This window comes from Enteroscipio rubneri (genome assembly GCF_963929405.1).
Classification (GTDB): domain Bacteria; phylum Actinomycetota; class Coriobacteriia; order Coriobacteriales; family Eggerthellaceae; genus Enteroscipio; species Enteroscipio rubneri.
Window position 1 is genome coordinate 429754 of the sequence record NZ_CAWVIN010000002.1, and the last position, 19815, is coordinate 449568.

15 protein-coding genes and 2 tRNA genes are annotated in these 19815 nt (G+C 63.1%); 14 read left to right on the plus strand and 3 right to left on the minus strand.

Annotation, left to right across the window (positions count from 1 at the left end):
- The first annotated feature begins 32 nt into the window (after positions 1–32).
- From rodA to ABGT83_RS05250, 4 genes are read left to right on the plus strand one after another with little or no spacing between them, the layout of a single operon-like run.
- Entirely contained in the window at positions 33–1235 is a 1203-nt protein-coding gene (gene rodA, locus ABGT83_RS05235) for a rod shape-determining protein RodA (RefSeq protein ID WP_346686309.1), read from the plus strand.
- Between the two features lie 14 nt (positions 1236–1249).
- Positions 1250–2344, plus strand: a complete 1095-nt coding sequence (locus ABGT83_RS05240) for a YcjF family protein (RefSeq protein ID WP_346686311.1) — start codon at positions 1250–1252, stop codon at positions 2342–2344.
- A gap of 44 nt (positions 2345–2388) precedes the next feature.
- Positions 2389–4323, plus strand: coding sequence for a TIGR03960 family B12-binding radical SAM protein (locus ABGT83_RS05245; RefSeq protein ID WP_346686312.1), 1935 nt, complete (start codon positions 2389–2391; stop codon positions 4321–4323).
- Positions 4316–5026, plus strand: coding sequence for a TIGR03936 family radical SAM-associated protein (locus ABGT83_RS05250; protein ID WP_346686314.1), 711 nt, complete (start codon positions 4316–4318; stop codon positions 5024–5026). Before ABGT83_RS05245 ends, ABGT83_RS05250 begins: the two co-directional genes overlap by 8 nt.
- A 59-nt stretch (positions 5027–5085) precedes the next feature.
- Here ABGT83_RS05250 and ABGT83_RS05255 read toward each other — a convergent pair.
- Positions 5086–5162 (minus strand) — tRNA-Asp (locus tag ABGT83_RS05255).
- A gap of 275 nt (positions 5163–5437) precedes the next feature.
- Positions 5438–5514, minus strand: a tRNA-Asp gene (locus ABGT83_RS05260).
- A 527-nt stretch (positions 5515–6041) separates the two neighbouring features.
- Here ABGT83_RS05260 and ABGT83_RS05265 point away from each other — a divergent pair.
- From ABGT83_RS05265 to ABGT83_RS05300, 8 genes are all read left to right on the plus strand, one after another.
- Positions 6042–6533: a MarR family winged helix-turn-helix transcriptional regulator gene (locus ABGT83_RS05265; protein ID WP_346686316.1), complete on the plus strand. Its 492-nt coding sequence runs from the start codon at positions 6042–6044 to the stop codon at positions 6531–6533.
- On the plus strand, positions 6524–8686 hold the full coding sequence (locus tag ABGT83_RS05270; protein ID WP_103264286.1) for an ABC transporter ATP-binding protein: 2163 nt from the start codon (positions 6524–6526) through the stop codon (positions 8684–8686). The genes ABGT83_RS05265 and ABGT83_RS05270 overlap by 10 nt, the downstream gene beginning before the upstream one ends.
- Positions 8683–10557 carry an ABC transporter ATP-binding protein gene (locus tag ABGT83_RS05275; RefSeq protein ID WP_346686317.1) on the plus strand — a complete coding sequence of 625 codons (1875 nt, stop codon included), beginning with the start codon at positions 8683–8685 and terminating at the stop codon, positions 10555–10557. The genes ABGT83_RS05270 and ABGT83_RS05275 overlap by 4 nt, the downstream gene beginning before the upstream one ends.
- A 50-nt stretch (positions 10558–10607) precedes the next feature.
- A complete protein-coding gene (locus ABGT83_RS05280) occupies positions 10608–11342 on the plus strand; it encodes an HAD family hydrolase (protein WP_103264288.1) in 735 nt (244 codons plus the stop codon).
- 389 nt (positions 11343–11731) lie between these two features.
- Positions 11732–13297 carry a ribonucleotide reductase subunit alpha gene (locus tag ABGT83_RS05285; RefSeq protein WP_346686319.1) on the plus strand — a complete coding sequence of 522 codons (1566 nt, stop codon included), beginning with the start codon at positions 11732–11734 and terminating at the stop codon, positions 13295–13297.
- 3 nt (positions 13298–13300) lie between these two features.
- Complete coding sequence (locus tag ABGT83_RS05290) at positions 13301–13840, plus strand: RrF2 family transcriptional regulator (RefSeq protein WP_346686321.1); 540 nt, start codon at positions 13301–13303, stop codon at positions 13838–13840.
- Positions 13822–14703, plus strand: coding sequence for an adenine glycosylase (locus tag ABGT83_RS05295; protein WP_418762983.1), 882 nt, complete (start codon positions 13822–13824; stop codon positions 14701–14703). The genes ABGT83_RS05290 and ABGT83_RS05295 overlap by 19 nt, the downstream gene beginning before the upstream one ends.
- A gap of 246 nt (positions 14704–14949) precedes the next feature.
- A complete protein-coding gene (locus tag ABGT83_RS05300; protein ID WP_103264291.1) occupies positions 14950–15531 on the plus strand; it encodes a manganese efflux pump MntP family protein in 582 nt (193 codons plus the stop codon).
- Positions 15532–15649: 118 nt separating this feature from the next.
- On the opposite strand, the gene pheA is transcribed toward ABGT83_RS05300, so the two are convergent.
- Positions 15650–16501 carry a prephenate dehydratase gene (pheA, locus tag ABGT83_RS05305; protein WP_103264292.1) on the minus strand — a complete coding sequence of 284 codons (852 nt, stop codon included), beginning with the start codon at positions 16499–16501 and terminating at the stop codon, positions 15650–15652.
- Between the two features lie 413 nt (positions 16502–16914).
- Here pheA and ABGT83_RS05310 point away from each other — a divergent pair, with 413 nt between their 5' ends.
- Entirely contained in the window at positions 16915–18144 is a 1230-nt protein-coding gene (locus tag ABGT83_RS05310; RefSeq protein ID WP_346686324.1) for a hydrogenase small subunit, read from the plus strand.
- A gap of 6 nt (positions 18145–18150) precedes the next feature.
- Positions 18151–19815, plus strand: a complete 1665-nt coding sequence (locus tag ABGT83_RS05315) for a nickel-dependent hydrogenase large subunit (protein ID WP_346686326.1) — start codon at positions 18151–18153, stop codon at positions 19813–19815.

The window sequence follows — 19815 nt, forward strand, 5'->3', positions numbered from 1 at the left end:
ACCGTGAAGAAGCCAGGAAAGGAGGAACGACGATGTCACAGCTGCCCGAGATCAGCTCGGTGAAAACGTCGAACGGCGCGGTTCGGCAGCCCGCGCGCGAGCGGCGGTTTCCCTGGCTGAACCTTCCCTTCATAATCGTGATCACCTGTGTGGTGGCTTACGGACTGGTCATCGTCTACTCCGCCGTGCGCGGGCAGGAGGACTACAGCTTCTCGCGCCAGGCAGCGGGCGTGGCGGTGGGCGCGGTGCTCATGATGCTCGTGTGGCGCTTCGACTACCGGAAGCTGTCCGACTTCACGACGCTGTTTCTCATCGTCAACGTCGTGCTCATACTCTCGCCCCACATCCCCGGCCTCGGAACCGATGCGGGCATGGGCGCGCAATCGTGGATCAAGCTGGGCATTCAGGTGCAGCCGGGCGAACTCGCCAAGGTCACCGTCATCCTGCTCGACGCGAGCATCGTGGCGCGCTACGGCGGCAGGCTTGACGATCCGCGCGAGTACTGCAAGGCGCTCGGCATCATGCTTGTGCCGTTTCTGTGCATCATGACCCAGCCTGACCTGGGCACCGGCCTCGTGTACCTGTTCATCGCGGCGGTGGCGCTCGTGGTGGGCGGCGCGCGGCCGAAGTTCCTGTTGATCACCCTGGTCGCAGGCATTGCGGCGGTGGCTGCGGTGTTCGCTCTCGACGAGGTTCTGGCCACGCGCAATGCCGACGGCACCGTGGAGTACAAGCTGCTCAAGAACTACCAGCGAGCGCGCCTGCTCGTGTTCCTCGATCCCGAGCTCGATCCCACGGGCGACGGCTACAACCTTAAGCAGGCCCAGATCGCCATCGGTTCGGGCGGCCTGTTCGGCAAAGGGCTGTTCCAAGGCACGCAGCACTCTCTTGGTCTTCTGCCCGAGGCGCAGACCGACTTCATCTTCTGCGTGCTGGCTGAGGAACTCGGGTTTTTCGGTGTAATGGTGCTGCTCGCCCTGTACGCAGCGCTCGTTTTGATATGCTTCAATATCGCGAGGTCGGCTGGCGACCTGTTCGGCACGGTCGTGGTCATGTGCGTCGTGGGGATGTGGCTGTTCCAGATCCTCGAGAACATCGGCATGGACTGCGGGCTCATGCCCATCACGGGCATTCCTCTGCCGTTCGTGAGCTACGGGTCATCGGGCATGGTGTTGAACTTCGTCATGCTCGGCATGATCGGCTCGGTGTGGACCCATAACGTATCCAAGCGGTAAGAAAAGGGGCGGTCATGCAGCTACCCGTTGACATAAAGGCGGTCATCGACGAGGCGCTCGATATCGACGAGGCGCGCCATACCGCGCTGTCGGTGAGTGTGTACCTAGACGATAGCGCTCCCAACGATTTGCAGGCCCATGTGCGCCAGGCGTTCGCGAGCGCCTCCCCGCACGCCCGCGTCTCGCTCACCTACCTGGACGGCAGGCCGTTCGCTCCCTTCGAGGGTGACGACATGTCCGTGATCGTGGCCGGTCTGAACGAGAAGGTTGGCGCCTATGCCGAGGAGTTGCGCGCCGCAGGCGTGCCTGTCATGGTGGTCACGACGCTGCCTTCGATCGTTTTCGAGTTGGCTGCGCAACAGGGCCATCCCATTCCGAGCGGGGATGTGGCAGCGCCGAAGCCCCCGGTTCCGGCGCTGCCTGCAGACAGGCGCGGCGCCGACGCCGCGGAGCGGCCGGTGGAGCCGTTCGTCCTCGACGACGAGGCTGTCGCATCGCTCGACGAGCGCATGGGCGGCTGGGTTATCGAGACGTGCAGGGAGAAACGCCTCGCGTTTGCGCTCGCGTTCCCCTTTGCCCGCAAGCCCCTGTCGCTTGAGGCGGTGAATACGACCGCGTTGCAGAACGCGGGCGTGGGCCTGCTCGTCATCATCCCTGGCGCAGATTTGCCGGTCATGACGCTTAACCAGGCGAAGATGCTGCTCATGGTAGCTGCAGCCTACGGTGAAGAGCTCAACCTGGAGCGCGTGAAGGAGCTCGCTGCGCTTGTGGGCGGAGCATTCGCCTGCCGTGCGGTTGCGCGCCAGATCGTGGCGTTCGTGCCCGGCCTCGGTTGGGCGGTGAAGGCGGCTATCGGCTATGCGGGCACCGTTGCGATGGGCCGTGCGGCCATCCAGTACTACGAGGACGGCGCGACGCTGTCCACGCTCGCTCAGGTGGTGGCCGAAGCGCGCGACAAGGTGGTGCGGGCCGCTGCGGGCCGCGCGGCCTCCACGGCTCGCGCGACCGGCGCGAGGGCTGTTGCCGGCGTACGCGAGCGTGCGTCAGGGGCGGCGGCAAGCGCTCGGTCCGTGGCTGCGAAGCGGATCTCGTCCGGCAAGGCGCGCTGAGCGTCTTCGGACGATCGGCGTCGCGACGAGCAAGGACGGTAAGCATGATTGACCTTTGGCCGCGTCTTGAGCCCTTGCTCGCTGACGCAGAGCGTCCTGCGCGCTATCTGAACCACGAGTACGGATGCGTGTACAAACCCGATGCAGACTTCCATTTTTGCATGGTGTATCCCGATACCTACGAGCTTGGCCAGGCGAATCAGGCGCTGCGCATACTTGTCAACGTCGTGAACGCACAGGACGGCATGGCCGCCGAGCGCGCGTTCCTGCCCGCGCCGGCTCTGTGCGACACGCTGCGCGCCGAAAGGCTGCCGCTCTTTTCCATCGAGAGCTGTGCTCCTGTTGCGCAGTTCGACGTCGTGGGCATCACGTTGCCGCACGAGCTGGCCGCCACCAATGTGCTGGAAACGCTCGATCTGGCCGGTATATCGCTGCACGCTTCCAAGCGGGACGAGGGCGATCCGTTCGTGGTGGCGGGCGGGCCCTGCGCATACAACCCCGAGCCCTACGCCCCCTTCTTCGACGCCTTCAGCATCGGCGAGGGCGAAGAGGCCCTGCCGGAAGGCCTTGCGCTCATCAAGCGGATGAGGTCCCAAGGCGCATTGCGGGCTGACATCCTTCGGGCGTTGGCGCGGATGCCGGGTTGGTACGTGCCCTCGTTCTACCGCTGGCGGAGCGAGGACGAGGCGCAGGATGGCGGATCGTGGATTGAGCCTGTGGAGGAGGGTCTTCCGACTGTCATCGAAAAGCGCCTGTTCACAAAGTTTGCGGAAAGTCCCGGTTGGGAGCCGTGCATCGTCCCGTTTACGGAAGTGGTGCACGACCGCCTAAATGTCGAAATACTGCGCGGCTGCGCACGCGGTTGCCGTTTTTGCCAGGCGGGCATGATGTACCGCCCCGTGCGCGAGCGTTCGGCTGACAACGTGGTGGAGTCGGTGGTGGCGGGCCTCGCGGCCACCGGTTACGACGAAGTGAGTCTGACGTCGCTCTCGTCGACCGATCATTCCCAGATTGCCGATATCCTCACGCGCTTGAACCGCTCCTGCGATGGTAAAGGCGTGCGCATCTCGGTGCCGTCCCAGCGTTTGGACGCCTTCGGTGTGGATATGGCGGAATTGGTTGCCGGGCAGAAAAAGGGCGGGCTCACGTTCGCGCCTGAAGCCGGGACGCAGCGCCTGCGCGATGTCATCAACAAGAACGTCACAGAGGATGACCTGTTTGATGCCTTGGATGCGGCCTTCGCAGCCGGGTGGCGGCGTTGTAAACTGTACTTCATGATAGGGCTACCCACCGAAACCGACGACGATATCAAAGGTATTGCGAGCCTTGCTCAGCGCGCCTACGACCGCATGAAGGCAGCCACGCCGCCCGACCAGCGGGGGGGCCTGCGCCTGAGCGTTTCGTGCGCCCTGTTCGTGCCAAAGGCGCAAACACCGTTTCAGTGGGACGGCCAGATCACGCCGGAAGAGGCGCTTCGGCGCGTGCAGCTTCTGCGCCGCTCGGTGAAGTACAAGGCGGTCGACGTGCACTGGCACGACCCAGCCACCAGTTTCGTGGAGGCGGTCATGAGCCGTGCGGGCCGTGAAGCGGCTGCGTGGGTGGAGGCCGCCTGGCGGCGCGGGGCACGTTTCGATGCGTGGTCGGAATGCTTTAACGAAGAAGCCTGGCACACAGCTGCTGATGAGGTGGGTATCGACCTGGAGGCCATCGCCCAGACATCGTACCCCACGACGAGGGTCATGCCGTGGGCCCACGTGTCCACGGGCGTCTCGGAGCGCTTCCTCGCGCGCGAGCGCTCGCGCGCGGAAGCCGGCCGCACGACGTCCGACTGCACGTTTGGCGCCTGCTCGGCCTGTGGCGTCTGCCAGGCGCTCGATGCGGACAACGAGCTGGCCCAGCCCCGCGAGGCGAGCGGCTCGAATGCAGGCGGCGGGGCCTTCGCCCCTGCCCGCCGTTGCGAGGAGGCGCCCGATGCCTGATCCGAGCCTGTTCCGTCTGCGCGTGACGTTCTGCAAGCAGGGGCGCCTCGCGCTGCTGTCGCACCTCGAGCTCGCGCGCGCCCTCGAGCGCGCCGTTCGTCGCGCGAGGCTGCCGTTCGCGGTGAGCCAGGGCTTCTCGCCCCACATGAAGATCGCATTCGGCGCGGCGCTGCCCGTGGGGGTGGGCGGCACGCGCGAGCTGTTCGACCTTCAGATGACGCGCTACGTATCGCCCGAGCGCGCCCTCGAGGCGCTCCAGGCTGCGAGCGTGCCCGATCTCATGGTGAAGTCGTGCGAGTACATCGACTCACATGCGCTGGCGGCCTCCGCTGCGTTCCCTGTCAGTGCGTACCGTGCGCTCCTCTCCTGCGCGCCGGCCCAGCTGGCGGTGCCCGAGGGCGTCATGGTGATTCGCAAGAAGAAGGAGAAGGTGTTGCGCGTGGCGGAGTTCCTAGTAGGGGACATGGAGCTTACCGGCGCGACACTCGCCTTCTCGCTCGAGTCGAAGCCGACGGGCAGCTTGCGTCCCGATGTGCTGCTCGCGGCTTGCTGTGCGCAGGCGAACAGCGACGAGGAGGACCGCCCGCTCGCGCTGTTCGTGGAGAATGCCGAGCCGACTCTTATTGACACGGATGCCTGCGGGCCCGACAACCCGTTGCGCGTAATCACCATCACTCGGATAGGGCAGCGGCCGGTTCGCTGAGCCCTTCGCCGCGGCGGAAACGAAAGAACCCGCCGGTGGGCAGGTTCTCGAATGCGAAGTGGCGGGATGTACGAGACTCGAACTCGCGACCTCCGACGTGACAGGCCGGCGCTCTAACCAACTGAGCTAACACCCCATGCTTTAGCAGCGGCGATTATTCTACCGGGACTTGCCGATGAGCGCAATACCCAATTTCCTCTCAAGGGCGGCTGCGCGGAAGCGCCAAAAGGGAGTCTGCAGCGGAATACGCCGGTAGGTCGAATGCGGTGCATGGCGAGAATCCGGCACAAGGCGCGCAGCTCCCCGATGCTGTTCGTGCGGCCGGGCACGGATCTTTAGGGCCGTTCGCGCAGGTGATTCGTGCGGCCGGGCAAATAAAAACCCGCCGAATCGGCGGGTTTCGCAAGTAAGTGGCGGGATGTACGAGACTCGAACTCGCGACCTCCGACGTGACAGGCCGGCGCTCTAACCAACTGAGCTAACACCCCATGCTTTAGCAGCGCGGATTATATTACCGGTAGTCAGCGATCGGCGCAAGCCCCTAATTTCAAAAAGTTAGGGCGGCGCGTCGTGAAGACGCGGTCGGAACGCGTCGGCTCATGGGGCCGCATTGCAGGTTCGGAATCGTCGCGGGCCGTCGTATCGACGTCTCCTCGTTCTGGTCGGGTTCTAGAACGGTAGAAAAACACCGATTTCGGAACGATGAGCCAGCTTCGGGTGCGTACGGAGGCGTATCGACCCATAGTTTTTATCGTGACCCGGCATTATTCGGGAAGAAAGGGGACGGTAACCTCGCGGCCCGCTTTCAAATTTCCGAATTCGGTGGTTTTCCGCCTCGGAGGCCGCGCCGGATGCGACGGCTGGTGCGGTAGGCCGCCGGGGAGAGATCAGCCTTGTGCTGCGAAGGCCACATGCGGGTTCTGTGGTAAAAGAAACATTTTGATGCAAAACTTCGAAGGAATGATAAAGTTTAGAATCTAAATTTAATACAAGAACGAGAGCGAGGAAGGTTGCGATGACGGATTCGTTCGCCGAAATGAAGCGCGAGCTGTACGAGCTCATGCAGCGTTCGCGGCGCGGGAACTTCGCGCCGCCTCTGCCCGAAGGTGTGACGCCCTCCGAAGCGCGGACGATCATGATGGTCGCCGGGCTCAGGTGTGAGGGCGAGGACGTCAGACCGGGGCGGGTGGCCGAGATGACGCACACGACGCCGAGCGCGCTGTCCCAGACGTTCAAGACGCTCGAAGAGAAAGGTCTCATCGAGCGCCGCCGTGCGAGTGGAGACTACCGCGCCGTCACGGTGAGCTTGACCGAAGAGGGGGAGCGCGTCGCCGAAGAGGGTCGGCGCCTGCGCGACGAGCACATGGACGCGGTCATGGAGTACGTGGGCGTCGAGGACATGCAGCACCTCGTCCGCATCATGCGCAAGGTGGTCGAGTTCCACGAGCAGGCCCCCGAGGTCGCATGCAGGAGCCATGCGGAAGGAGATGACGCCCCGTGCGCATAATCCGCTATCTGAAGAACTGCAAGGTCGCGGTGGTCCTCATCGTGTGCCTGCTCATCGTGCAGGCGTTCACCGATCTTGCGTTGCCGAACTACACGTCCGACATCGTCGACGTGGGCATCCAGCAGTCCGGCGTGGAGCACGCCGCCACCGACGAGATGACGGCGAAGACCCACGACGAGATTGCCATGATGCTGCCGGCCGATGACGAGCAGACGTTCCGCGACGCCTACACCGAGACGGACAGCGGTACGTACAAGCTGAACGACCAGGGCAAGAAGGAGCAGGAGGAGCTCGACCGTATGGTGGCCATGCCGCTTGTGGCCATCCACTACGCAAGCCAGATCCCCGACCTCGATCTCGACCAGGTGATGCAGGCCTACCAGACCGGCGCCATCGAGAAGCGGCAGATACTCGACATGCTCGACGAGGCGAAGTCCAAGATGGGCAATATGGGCGACTCCATTGTCGACCAGCAGGCCATCGCCGCAGCACGCGCTGAGTACGAGCAGCTGGGGTACAACCTCTCCGACATGCAGATGGGGTACCTTCTGCGCGTGGGCCTCGTCATGCTCGGGCTCGCGGCGCTCGGCATGGCGGTGGCCGTGATCGTGGGCTTTATCGCCTCGCGTACGGCGGCAAAGGTGGGTGCGACGTTGCGCGCGAAGCTCTTCCGCCGCGTCGTGTCGTTCTCCGACGCGGAGGTGCAGTCGTTCTCCGCTGCTTCGCTCATCACGCGCGGCACGAACGATGTGCAGCTCATCCAGATGGTCACTGTCATGCTTTTGCGTATGGTGCTGTACGCTCCTATCCTGGCCATCGGCGGCATCATCATGGTGTCGCGCACGAACCTGGCCATGAGCTGGATCATTGTCTTGGCCGTTGCGGTCATCGGCGTGCTCATCATCGTGCTCATGAAAGTGGCCATGCCCAAGTTCAAGATCATGCAGAAGCTCATCGACCGGGTGAACCTCGTGTCGCGTGAGATGCTCACGGGTCTGCCCGTCATCCGCGCGTTCGACCGCCAGCCCTTCGAGGAGCAGCGCTTCGACGAGGCGTCCACGCGCCTCATGAAAACGCAGCTGTTCACGAACCGCGTCATGACGTTCATGATGCCGCTGATGATGCTCATCATGAACGGCGTGTCGGTGCTCATCGTGTGGGTGGGCGGCTCCTACATCGACAACGGCACCATCCAGACCGGCGACCTCATTGCGTTCATCACCTACGCTATGGTCATCATCATGAGCTTCCTCATGATCGGGATGATCTCCATCATGTTGCCGCGCGCCGACGTGGCCGCCCAGCGCGTGAACGAGGTGCTGGAGACGAAGGCGTCCATCTGCGATCCCGCGCCCGAGAAGGCGCGCGACGCCGAGCTTTCCGCGAGCACCGGCGGCGCGGCCATTGCGTTCAACGACGTGAGCTTCAAGTACAGCGATTCGGCCGAGTGCGTGCTCGAGCACCTCGACTTCACGGCCGAGCCCGGCACGACCACGGCCATCATCGGCTCGACAGGATCGGGCAAGTCGACCGTGGTCAAGCTCATCGAACGATTCTACGACGTCACCTGCGGCTCCATCACCATCGACGGGGTGGACGTGCGCGACGTGAGCCAGGAGGCGCTGCGCGCGCAGCTGGGCTACGTGCCGCAGAAGGCGTTCTTGTTTAGCGGCACCATCGAGTCGAACGTGGCCTACGCCGACGAGGAGATGCCCGCAAGCCGCGTGGAGGAGGCCATCGACATCGCGCAAGCCTCCGAGCTCGTGGCATCGAAGGAGGAAGGGCTTGCCTCGCCTGTGTCGCAGGGCGGCACGAACGTGTCGGGCGGCCAGCGCCAGCGCCTGGCCATCGCCCGTGCGCTGGCCACGGAGGCGCGCGCGTACCTGTTCGACGATAGCTTCTCGGCGCTCGACTACAAGACCGACGCGGCGTTGCGCCAGGAGCTGCATGCGCGCCTAGGCGGCAAGACGGTAGTCATCGTGGCCCAGCGCATCTCGACGGTCCTGCACGCCGACAAGATCATCGTGCTCGACGATGGGCGCATCGTCGGCCAGGGCGTGCACGACGAGCTCATGAAGACCTGCGAGGAGTACCGGGAGATCGCGATGTCCCAGCTGTCGGAAGCGGAGCTGAACGGAGGTGATGCGGCATGAGCGCACAGAAGAACCCCGCGGGCAACGCCCCGCGACGCGGATTCGGCGGCGGTCACGGCCCCGGCGGGCATATGATGCCGGGCGAGAAGCCGAAGGACCTCAAAGGCACGCTCGGCAAACTCGTCGCCTTCATGGGCCGCTTCAAGGTGGCCATCGTGGTGGTGCTCGTGTTCGCCATCGGCTCGACCATCTTCAACATCGTCGGTCCGAAGGTGCTGTCCACGGCCACGACCGAGCTGTTCAACGGCATCGTGGCGAAGATCGACGGTTCGGGCGGCATCGATTTCGACGCGATCGCGCAGATCCTCTTGTTCACGCTGGGTCTGTACCTGCTGTCCGCGGCGTGCTCGTTCGTGCAGGGTTGGATCATGAGCTCGGTGTCGCAGCGCACGAGCTATCAGCTGCGCCGCGCCATTGCGGAGAAGATCGACCGCATGCCCATGGGGTATTTCGAGCGCACGAGCGTGGGTGACACGCTCTCGCGCATCACCAACGACGTGGACACGCTCGGGCAGAGCCTGAATCAAGGCGTGACGCAGCTCATCACGTCCGTAACCACCATCATCGGCGTGCTTATCATGATGCTCACCATCAACCCGCTCATGACGTTGGTGACAGTGGTCATCCTGCCCATCTCCATCGTGCTCATCATGGTGGTGGTGAAGCGATCGCAGAAGTTCTTCGTCACGCAGCAGAATACGCTCGGCGAGATCAACGGCATCGTGGAGGAGACGTTCTCGGGCCACGCCATCGTGAAGGCGTTCAACCGCGAGGACGGCACGGTGGACCACTTCAACGAGACGAACGCGCGCCTGTACAACTCGGCGTGGAAGAGCCAGTTCGTGAGCGGCCTCATGCAGCCCATCATGAACTTCGTGGGCAACCTGGGGTACGTGGCCGTAGCCGTCACGGGCAGCTTCCTCGCCGTGCAGGGCGTCATCACCGTGGGCGACATCCAGGCGTTCATCCAGTACGTGAAGAACTTCACGCAGCCCATCACCCAACTCACGCAGGTGTCGAACGTGCTGCAGCAGATGGCTGCCGCCGCCGAGCGCATCTTCGAATTCCTCGACGCGCCCGAGGAGGATCCGGAACAGGTGACGGCTCGTACGTCCGAAGTCGAGTGCAAGGTCGACTTCGAGCATGTGCGCTTCGGCTACGATCCAGAGAAACCTGTCATCAGAGATTTCTCCGCCCATGTGTCGGAAGGCCAGACCGTCGCGCTCGTCGGCCCCACGGGCGCCGGCAAGACCACCATGGTCAAGCTGCTCATGCGGTTCTACGATGTGCAGGGAGGTTCCATCCGCCTTGGGGGCGTTGACATTCGCGACTTCGCGCGCGATGACTTGCGCAGTGTATTTGGCATGGTATTGCAGGATACCTGGTTGTTCCATGGCAGCATCCGCGACAACATCCGCTACGGCAAGCTCGACGCCACCGACGAGGAGGTGGAGGCGGCGGCGAAGGCGGCCTACGTCCACCACTTCATCCAGACGCTGCCCCACGGCTACGACACCGAGATCAATGAGGACGCCAGTAACATCAGCCAGGGTCAGCGCCAGTTGCTCACCATCGCGCGCGCCATCTTGGCCGACCGGCGCATGCTCATCCTCGACGAGGCCACGAGCTCGGTGGACACGCGCACCGAGGAGCGCATCCAGAAGGCCATGGACAACCTTATGGCTGGGCGCACCTCGTTCGTGATCGCGCATAGGCTGTCCACCATCAAGAACGCGGACCTTATCCTGGTTATCCGCGATGGCGACATCGTGGAGCAAGGTACGCACGAGCAGCTGCTCGAACTTGGCGGTTTTTACGCAGAGCTGTATAATTCACAGTTCGCTGAAACTATCGACGAGATCGAGGACTGACGCGTTTATCCCCGGGGATGACGCATGTCCCCGGGGAAGAAGCGAGTTGCATGCCCCAAATCGCCCAGCAACCTCCCGAACAGGTGCCCTTTGCAGGACCCGCAGAGTCCTCGCGCGAGGGCTCTGCGCGCCTTGCGGTGTTCGATTTCGACGGCACGAGCATTGCGGGCAATTCCCCGGTGCTGCTCGTGCAGCACCTTATGCGTCGCAAGATGCTCAAAAAGCGCGTTATCTTCCGTATCCTGCTGTGGGCTGCCGCCTATAAGCTGCGTCTGCCCCAGAATGAGAGCTGGGTGCGCGGTCTTGTGTTCACGGCCTTCGAGGGCCATCCGGTCGCTGAGGTGGACAAGTTTCTGGCAGACTTCTACGACGAGCGCATATCCATGCTGTTCCGTCCCGAAGCCGACCAGGCCATGCGCACTCACGCCGAAGCGGGCGATATCGTGGTGGTCATCTCCGCGACTTTCGAGCCCATCATCCTGCGCGCCATGGAGCATCATCCCTTCGAGCACCAGATATCCACGCGCATGCGCGCAGCAGCCGACGGCACCTATACGTGCGACGTGGAAGGGCTTCCCGTCGAAGGCGAAGAGAAGCTTGCGGCTGTGCAGCGCTTCGGCGATGAGCGCTACGGGGCAGGGAACTGGGAGCTTGCCTACGCCTACGGCGACCACCATTCCGATCGTGCCGTACTGGCCGCGGCGGTCCATCCGCGCGCGGTGAATCCGGATCGGCCCCTCGCGCGCACGGCGCGGGAGGAGTCCTGGGAAGTGCTCGACTGGTAGAACCTGCCGGGCGAGAGCGGGCGGAGTCAGCCGCTCGTACTCCCGTGCCTGCATGAATCGTTCGCGGAGCGTTTCGGCTTGGGCGAAACTCGCTCGACGCGCGACTCGCCCGTACTGCTCAAGACTGCCCGTCCCCCCCCGAAGGGCGAAGGTTGTTCAAGCAGCCTTCACGTTTCCGGAGACTCGCGTGGCGAAGTCCCTCAGAGCTTGCATGCAAGGGCTGTTGGTTCGCGGTGACGGGGAAGGAGATGGGCGGTTTCGGCGGCTTGACGATTTGTGGTATTTGGGAGGCCCCCTGTGCGGAACTGTGCTTCTCCGGTAAAATGCGACTCGAGTATATGCAATTTGCATATACGATCACGCTGACACGATGCGAAGGAGGTTGGGTTATGTTTGAGAACGATGCGAACAACTCGCCCAGCCAGAACGATGAATATAGCTCTTCGGCCGAGTACCTGCGCCGGGCGGCGAAGGCATGCGCCTCGGGCGATGCGGTCCTCGGTATGCACTTGTACTTGGCGGCTTTCGAGCAAGCTCGGCATGATGACGATCCCGTCCCCTCGGAGGATGCGCTCGGCGGCCTGAAACAGGCATGGCTTCTGGCCTGCAAACTCAAGGAACGCTCCATAGCCGAATACGTCTTCGAGCGCCTCGAGCCCTACCTCACGGTTGAGGAGACGTCGCGCTATGCCGAGCAGTTGCAAGATCTTGCACTCGATAAGCTCGAGGAGTACGGGCTGACGCGCGAGGATCTTGAGGATATGACCGACATGATCTCTCAGGACTTCTTGGGCATGGGCGTGGGTCCGCTCATGAAAGTGGAGCACATCACCACCGCGCCCCGCTCCGGAGCCTCGATGGAGCAGGGCACTGACGCAGTGAAGGCCGATGCCGCCGAAGGCGCCGTTGCTGGAGCGCCAGAGCGCGCGGAAGCGTCGGCAGCCACTTTAGGCGAATCCACCGGTGCGGCTGAGCCGGCGTCGCGGACACCCGGCGCCGAGGATTCTGAGGGGCAGACGATCGTGTCATCCATGGAGGACATTTCCTATGATGACGTCGTTGGTTACAACGAGGTCGTTTCCATCATGCGCGATTTTGGGGTGGGCATGCAGCGGGATTCCGGCTTTCAGGAGCTCGTGTGCTTACTGAATGACCGTCACGGCCTTGATCGCATGCCTGCGTGCGACGCACTGCTGTTCAGGTCGCCAGCGCGCGAGGACGCGAATCGTTTCATGGCAGCTACGCTCGGTGAGCTTGGGCTTCCGGCCATCCGCATGCATATGGAGGAGAACCTCCAGGGCATGCCCGTTCTGTGCGTCATGGCGCAGGCTGACCGACAGCCGCGTCTCAATGCTGCCCGCAACGCCTTCGAGGGCGCAGGCGTGCTCATGCTCGAGGATCTCGACCTGTGGGTGTCTCCGCTTGCCGAGTATGGGGGCGACGATTTTGGCGGGCTTCTGATGGCAAGCCTGTCTCGCGGGGCACGCGAGGCTATTTCGCTCATTCGGTCGGCGGTCGAGAATCCTGATGTGTTCGTGCTTGCGACCGCATCTGAGGCAGGGGAGATCGACCCGTTCTTCTTCGATCTGCTCGAGCCGCTGTCGGTCATCGATATCGATTATCCGACCGCTTCGGAGCGCGCCGATATCTGGATGGAGATCGCGCGCGAGCATCCGTCGCTGCGCGGAATCGATCGCGACGCCCTCGTGCGGTACTCGTCGCAGATGCCGCGTTACGACATGTACATGGCTGCTCGCGAGGCCATCGAGGAGGCTTACAAGGCGAGCCTCGTCGCGCGACGCTATCTGCCGGTGACGGCCGACAACCTGTTCGACAAGCTCGCGGCGTACCAGCCCCTCGACTCCGACGAGTATCGGGCGCTCGAGGACGCGGTCGTCAGCGATTTCAGGCGCGAGCTCGAACATCTCGAGGACCTTCTGAAGGGAGAGAGCTGATCGATGGATATCACGAGGCGCTGCGATTACGCTTGTCGCATACTCCGGGCGGCTTACAAAAGCGGTGATGCCTACGTGTCCGTGTCCGATATTGCTGAAGAGGAGGACATTCCCTACGCTTTCGCGCGCAGCATCCAGCATGATCTGGTGAAGGGCGGACTCATCAAGACGGTTCGCGGAGCGCACGGGGGACTCGCCCTCAACTGCGATCCGGCCGAGGTGACGCTGCTCGAGGTTCTCGAGGCTATCCAGGGACCGGTAAGCGTGTCGCTGTGCGTCCTCGATCCCGAGTACTGCGACAAGCGGCCGGAGTGCGCCTACAACAAGCTATGGCAGGGAGCCGACCGACTGTTGAACGAATACTTCGGTTCCATCACGCTCAAGGATCTGATCGAACAGGGTGGCTCGCATCCTGTCGTCGAAGGCGTTCTGTCGTCTGGATCGTCGACGGTTCGGGGATGCGACGCGGATTGCATGTCGTCCCGTATGTCTCGCAGTGCGCAGTCCTTCGCCGACGAGGAGCGATGCGAGCCGTGCGCGTAGGCTCCAACTCCGACTTGTGGCCCTGCGGCGGCCTGAGCCGCGATGCGTTCGTCGAGCTTGTGGTCTCCGAGGGCGCGCGGTTGTACCGCGAGCTTCCCTGGCGCAATGTCGACGATCCCTACGCCGTGCTTGTGTCCGAGGTCATGCTGCAGCAGACCCAGGTGAAGCGTGTGCTCAAGCACTGGGAGCGATGGATGGCGCTGTTCCCCACGATAGACGCTCTAGCCGCAGCTGATACGGCCGAGGTGCTCACCCAGTGGCAGGGCCTGGGCTACAACCGGCGTGCGCTTGCGCTCAAACGCGCCTGCGAAGCGTGCTCTGCGTGCTCGGGGGGAGCGCTGCCCAAGACCGCCGAAGAGTTGGAGGGGCTGCCGGGCATCGGCCCGGCGACGGCGGCAGGCATCGTCGCGTTCGCCTACAATCGCCCCTCCGTGTACATCGAGACGAACGTGCGCACGGTGTTCCTACATGAGCTGTTCCCTGAGCGCGACAAAGTCTCCGATCGCGAGCTTGCGCCTCTCGTGGAACTGACGTGTCCCGATGTCGATGCTCGCGGGTGGTATTATGCGCTGCTCGATTACGGCGCGCACTTGAAGACCCTGGTGGCGAATCCCTCCCGGCGCAGCGCGCATTATGCGCGGCAGTCGGCGTTCGAAGGCTCGCGACGCCAGAAGCGCGCCGAGCTCGTGCGCATCGTGTTGGCAGAGCCCGGCATCACTGCAGACGAGCTGGCAAGACGGCTTGATGCGTTCGAACGTGCCGGAGGTCGCGCCGGCGCGACCGTTCAGGAGTTCGAATCCATCGTGGCCGATCTCATGTCGGAGGGCTTCTTCCGCCGGGAAGGCGACATGTTTCTTCCCTGATCCTTCCGCTGTGGTAGAATGCTCCTGTCCCGCGAGGGAGTAGCCGGCGCCTTTGAGGCGCGGTTCGGTCAACATGCTGCTTTCGGAAAAGAAAGCTGGCCGGCCTTGTATGGCAAGACTCGCGGTGTGGCGCAGCCGTCGCACCGCGTATTCTCGCAACCGACGCGTATGCGTCGGTATTTTTTTGCCCGAGGCTCCGAGGAGCGGACCGGCTGGAAGTTCGGATGAGAGCGAGAAGGGGTTATCGTGGGATTCGTCGAGCTGTTCTTGATCGCAGTCGGTCTTTCTATGGATGCATTCGCCGTGTCAGTGTGCAAGGGGCTGTGCATGAAGCGGCTCAACGTGCGCCAGGCGACGGTCATCGCGCTGTTCTTCGGTGGCTTTCAAGCACTCATGCCGCTTGTCGGTTGGGCGCTTGGCACGCAGTTCGAGCGCTATATCACGCCGGTCGATCACTGGATTGCGTTTGTGCTACTGGCTCTCATAGGAGGCAAGATGCTTTGGGATGCATTCCATGAGGCCGACGACGAAGGTCTGGCGTGCGCTGCCGATGGAAAGCTCGACCTGCGCGAGCTCACGATGCTCGCCATTGCCACGAGCATCGATGCGCTTGCCGTGGGCATCACGTTCGCATTCCTTCGGGTGGACATCGCCGTGTCTGTGGGGCTCATCGGTCTGACGACGTTCATCCTGTCACTTGTCGGCGTGGTTGTGGGGCATCGCTTCGGCGCGCGCTACGAGAAGCCTGCCACCGTTGTCGGCGGAATCGTCCTCATCATCATCGGCCTCAAAATCCTCATGGAGCACCTGGGCGTTATCGCCTTCTAAGGAATGAGACATCGACCCCCGGCCGGTTGATGACAGTATGGCGAAACGCCCTGTGGGTGTTTCGTGCGAGCAGGACTGCCGAGCGACCGAGCTCGTCCCCAGCCCTGACCCTCGCAGGTCAGGCGATCGGGTAGCTGCCGAGCACCTTTACTTCGCGCAGCTTCAGCCTCAAACAGTTGAGCGCCGTCTGGACGGCCAGATCGTTCACATCTTTCTCGAACTCTATGAAGAACATGTAGTTGCCGAGCGCTTGCTTGGTCGGGCGCGACTGGATCATGGACAGGTCGATGCCGGCGTAGGCGAACTCCGATAGGATCATGTTCAGCGTGCCCGCGCGGTTTACTTGTAGGAATAGTGCAAGCGACGTCTTGTAGCGCTCGCCTCTGAATACGGGTGGATGACCCTGGCGACCGATAAGGGCGAACAGCGTCTGGTTGCCGAAGTGATCCTCGATGTCGCGTTGCTCGATGCGTGCTCCGTACCGTTCAGCTGCAAACGCGTTCGCAATGCCGGCGATACTCGGATCTTCGGCTGCGCGGCGGGCGCTTTCGGCTGTGGACGACGTCGTGATGGTGCTGCGTCCCGGCAGCCGCTCGGCCAAAAAGCGCCGGCATTGCGCAAGACCTTGGGCATGCGAGGCGACGGCAGTCACGTCCTCGAGCTTCGCATCGGGATGGAGGACGAGGCAGTGGTGGATATCGACGACTTCTTCACCGAGAATGGCGGCCTGGGTTTTGAACGCAAAGTTGTCGAGCGTTGCCGTAACTGACCCTTCGAGCGAGTTCTCCTTCGCCACGACGCCGAACTCGCACTTTCCGCGATCGACGGCGTCGAACACCTCGTCGAACGAAGCGCATTCAAGCAAGTGCGGCTCGGCTATGCCGAGACGCGCTGCAAAAGCGCGTGCAGCTTCGTCGGTGTACGTGCCGGCGGGGCCGAGGTAGGCGAATACGGGTTCGGGTGCGGTCATGGGACCCTTCCTTCCGTCGTGTTTGGTGCGAGCGTCGGGGCCGAGCGGCTGGGCGCCTTGAACGCGCAGGACTGCTGGGCTTCGCGTGCGTGTAACCATGATACCCGTCTTTTGTCTGCGCGCAACGAAAAGAGGGGGTGGACGAACGTATGGTTTCGAGGGGCTTCGTTCTCCGGCAGCTGTAGGTTTCGTTGCGATGTCGTCAGTTCGACCAACCTTCAGCAACGAGCCTTGGTACAAAACCGCTGATGTGGGGCATGGTCTTGTTACGACGAAACAATTCTGTAACATTTTCATGCCATTTGCGGCTGAAACGTTGCGCCCGCCGCAGCATCCCCCCCAAGCGACTCGGGTCTCGGGGAAAATACAACCATAGTATTGCAAGACGAGAAGGCACCTGAGGAGGTGTGCACATGGAAACAGAGGCCAAAGTTTCGGAGTTTCAGGATTTGCTGTCCTCGCGCGGGGTATCCCGCCGCGACTTCATGAAGCTTTGCGGCGCCATCGCCGTCGCGGCCGGGCTCGGAGAGCTTGCCGCACCGCGCGTGGCGCAGGCCCTCGAGAACTCCGTGATCGGCGCAACGAAGGGCATCCTGTACCCGGTCATCTGGATTGAGGGCGCGTCCTGCACGGGCTGCACCGAGTCGTTCGCGCAGGTCGAGTCCCCGGATCCTGCTTCGGTCGTACTTGAGCTGATCTCGCTCAACTACTCCGAGACGCTGTCGGCCGCGGCCGGCCACTCGATGGAGGAGGCCAAAGCGCAGACGATCGAGGCTGGAAATTACATCCTGATCTACGAGGGTGCGGTGCTCGAGGGGTGGAACGGCCAGGCGCTGCGCGTTGCGGACATGCCAGGCACGGCGCATCTTGAAGAGGCGGCAGCAAACGCCACCGCGGTGGTTGCGCTCGGCTCGTGCGCGGTCAACGGCGGCTGGATGGGCGCTCATCCCAACACGTCGGGCGCACTCGGCGTGCAGGCGTATCTGAAGAAGGTCGGCATCGACGTGCCGGTTGTGAATATCCCCGGCTGTCCGGCGAACCCCGAGTGGCTCGTGTCGGTGCTCGTGGATGTTGTCATGCTCGGGAAGCTTCCGGATCTCAACGCCGAGAACAAGCCGGCCGGCATCTTCGACCAGACGATCCACGACAACTGCGAGCGTCGCGGTCACTTCGAGAACGGCGAGTTCGTCTATCAGTTCGGCTCCGAGGAAGAGGCCAAGGGCTATTGCCTCTATCCGCTGGGTTGCCGCGGCCCTCAGACGAAGTCGAACTGCGGCGTGACGCTGTGGAACAACCGCCGCAGCTGGTGCGTGCAGGCGGGTTCCCCCTGCATCGGTTGCTGCGAAGCCAACCCGAACGATCCGGGCCAGAACTGGGTCGAGGTCAACACTCCGTTCTACAAACGCCATCGCGACCTGCGCATCGGCGACTGGATGGTCCAGCCCGGCACCATCGCGCTCGGCATCACCGGCATCCTGGCTGCCGCGCTCGTCGTACACGGTTTCGGCATGAAGGTGTCCGGCCGCATGGACGGCGGCGCCGACTTCGAGAAGGTGCGCAAGTGGGACGAGAAGCATCCGAACCAGTCCATCGGACAGTACGATGCTGCTATGAAAAAAGACGACGAGAAGGAAGGGAGGTAAGCCGACATGACCCGTTCAGTTATCGACCCGATCACCCGTATCGAAGGTCACCTGCGCGTGGAGATGGAAGTCCAGAACGGTAAGGTTTCCGACGCCTGGGTGTCCGGCGGCTGCTTCCGCGGCATGGAGCTCGTCGTGGAGAACCGCACGCCCGAGGATGCTGCGCAGATCGTGCAGCGCATCTGCGGCGTGTGCCCGGTTTCGCATGCCCACGCCTCCACTATCGCGGCCGAGAAGGCCTACGGCATCCAGATTTCCAACAACGCGCGCATCATCCGCAACCTGCTCGAGGGCGCGCAGTTCCTGCACAGCCACATCCTGTGGTTCTACAACCTGGCTGCGCTCGACTACGTGAACCCGATCAACGCGCTCGAGGCCGATCCGGCTGATGCCTATGATCTGGCTCAAGCTGCCGGCACGTCCATGAATAGCGACTTTGCCGCTCTCAAGGATCGTCTGTCGAACTTCGCCGCCAACGGTCAGCTGTCCATCTTCTCGGGCAACTGGTTCGACGCCGAGGACGGCACCGGCTATCAGCTGCCGCCCGCGCTCGACCTCATCTGCACGGCGCATTACCTTGAGGCGCTCACCATGCAGGCGAAGGCCTCCGAGATCTCAGCGCTGCTGGGTGGCAAGATGCCGCACGTCATGACCCTTATCCCGGGCGGCACGGCCTTCGTGCCCACCGAGCAGAAGCTTGATGACCTCAAGTACCTTGTCAAGGAAGTGCGCGACTGGGTCGAGGCGACGATGATCCCCGACACGCTTGCTATTGCGCCGTACTACAAGGATGCGCTTGAGTGGGGCAAGGGCTGCGGCCGTTACGTTGCCTGGGGCGTGTTCGAGGGCCAGGAGCAGACAACCGACTACGTCGAGCAGATGAAGAATCGCTATCTGCCCATGGGCGTGATCGACGAGAACCTCAACATCTCCGACGTGCAGGAAAGCCTCATCACCGAGTACGTGGGCCACTCCTGGTACAAGGGCGAGGACACCTACACCTCCCCCTACTTCACCACCGAGCCGGAGTTCACCGAGTACAACGTGGACGACCGCTACACGTGGTGCAAGGCTCCCGCCTACGACGGCAAGCCCTACGAGGCTGGCGGGCTCTCCCGCATCTTGGCTGCGTACCTGCGCGACGTTCCGTTCGTCGTGGACCAAGTGGACGGGCTGCTCGAGGCCTTGGGTGCACCCGGTCAGATCAGCGCCGCGCAGTCGACGCTCGGCCGCACCGCCGTCCGCCAGATCGAGTCGCTCTATATCGCCAATCTCATGGTTGAGTGGGTCGACGAGCTGTGCGAGGCTGTGAAGGGCGGCGACAGCGAGTACTTCCGCGCTCCCGAAACCATCACTGGCGCTGGCACGGGCTTCTGGGAAGCTCCGCGCGGTGCGCTCTACCACTCCGAGAACGTCATCGACGGCAAGATCGATGGGTACCAGATCATCATCCCGACCACCTGGAACATTGCGCCGATCAACGCCGAAGGCGAGCACGGCCCGATGGAGCAGGCGCTCATCGGCGTGCCGGTGGGAGACATCGAGAAGCCTATCAACGCTCTGCGCACCGTTCATAGCTTCGATCCGTGCACGGCCTGCGCGGTGCACATCACCGAACCGGCGACGGGCAAGAGCTTCGAGACTGTCACGAGCCCTTGGGGGGTGAAGTAA

Bases quoted from the DNA above. Each gene is read 5' to 3' on its own strand.
- rodA (WP_346686309.1), top strand. From the start codon at position 33: ATGTCACAGCTGCCCGAGATCAGCTCGGTGAAAACGTCGAACGGCGCG.
- ABGT83_RS05240 (WP_346686311.1), top strand. From the start codon at position 1,250: ATGCAGCTACCCGTTGACATAAAGGCGGTCATCGACGAGGCGCTCGAT.
- ABGT83_RS05245 (WP_346686312.1), top strand. From the start codon at position 2,389: ATGATTGACCTTTGGCCGCGTCTTGAGCCCTTGCTCGCTGACGCAGAG.
- ABGT83_RS05250 (WP_346686314.1), top strand. From the start codon at position 4,316: ATGCCTGATCCGAGCCTGTTCCGTCTGCGCGTGACGTTCTGCAAGCAG.
- ABGT83_RS05265 (WP_346686316.1), top strand. From the start codon at position 6,042: ATGACGGATTCGTTCGCCGAAATGAAGCGCGAGCTGTACGAGCTCATG.
- ABGT83_RS05275 (WP_346686317.1), top strand. From the start codon at position 8,683: ATGAGCGCACAGAAGAACCCCGCGGGCAACGCCCCGCGACGCGGATTC.
- ABGT83_RS05280 (WP_103264288.1), top strand. From the start codon at position 10,608: ATGCCCCAAATCGCCCAGCAACCTCCCGAACAGGTGCCCTTTGCAGGA.
- ABGT83_RS05285 (WP_346686319.1), top strand. From the start codon at position 11,732: ATGTTTGAGAACGATGCGAACAACTCGCCCAGCCAGAACGATGAATAT.
- ABGT83_RS05290 (WP_346686321.1), top strand. From the start codon at position 13,301: ATGGATATCACGAGGCGCTGCGATTACGCTTGTCGCATACTCCGGGCG.
- ABGT83_RS05295 (WP_418762983.1), top strand. From the start codon at position 13,822: ATGCGAGCCGTGCGCGTAGGCTCCAACTCCGACTTGTGGCCCTGCGGC.
- pheA (WP_103264292.1), bottom strand. From the start codon at position 16,501: ATGACCGCACCCGAACCCGTATTCGCCTACCTCGGCCCCGCCGGCACG.
- ABGT83_RS05310 (WP_346686324.1), top strand. From the start codon at position 16,915: ATGGAAACAGAGGCCAAAGTTTCGGAGTTTCAGGATTTGCTGTCCTCG.
- ABGT83_RS05315 (WP_346686326.1), top strand. From the start codon at position 18,151: ATGACCCGTTCAGTTATCGACCCGATCACCCGTATCGAAGGTCACCTG.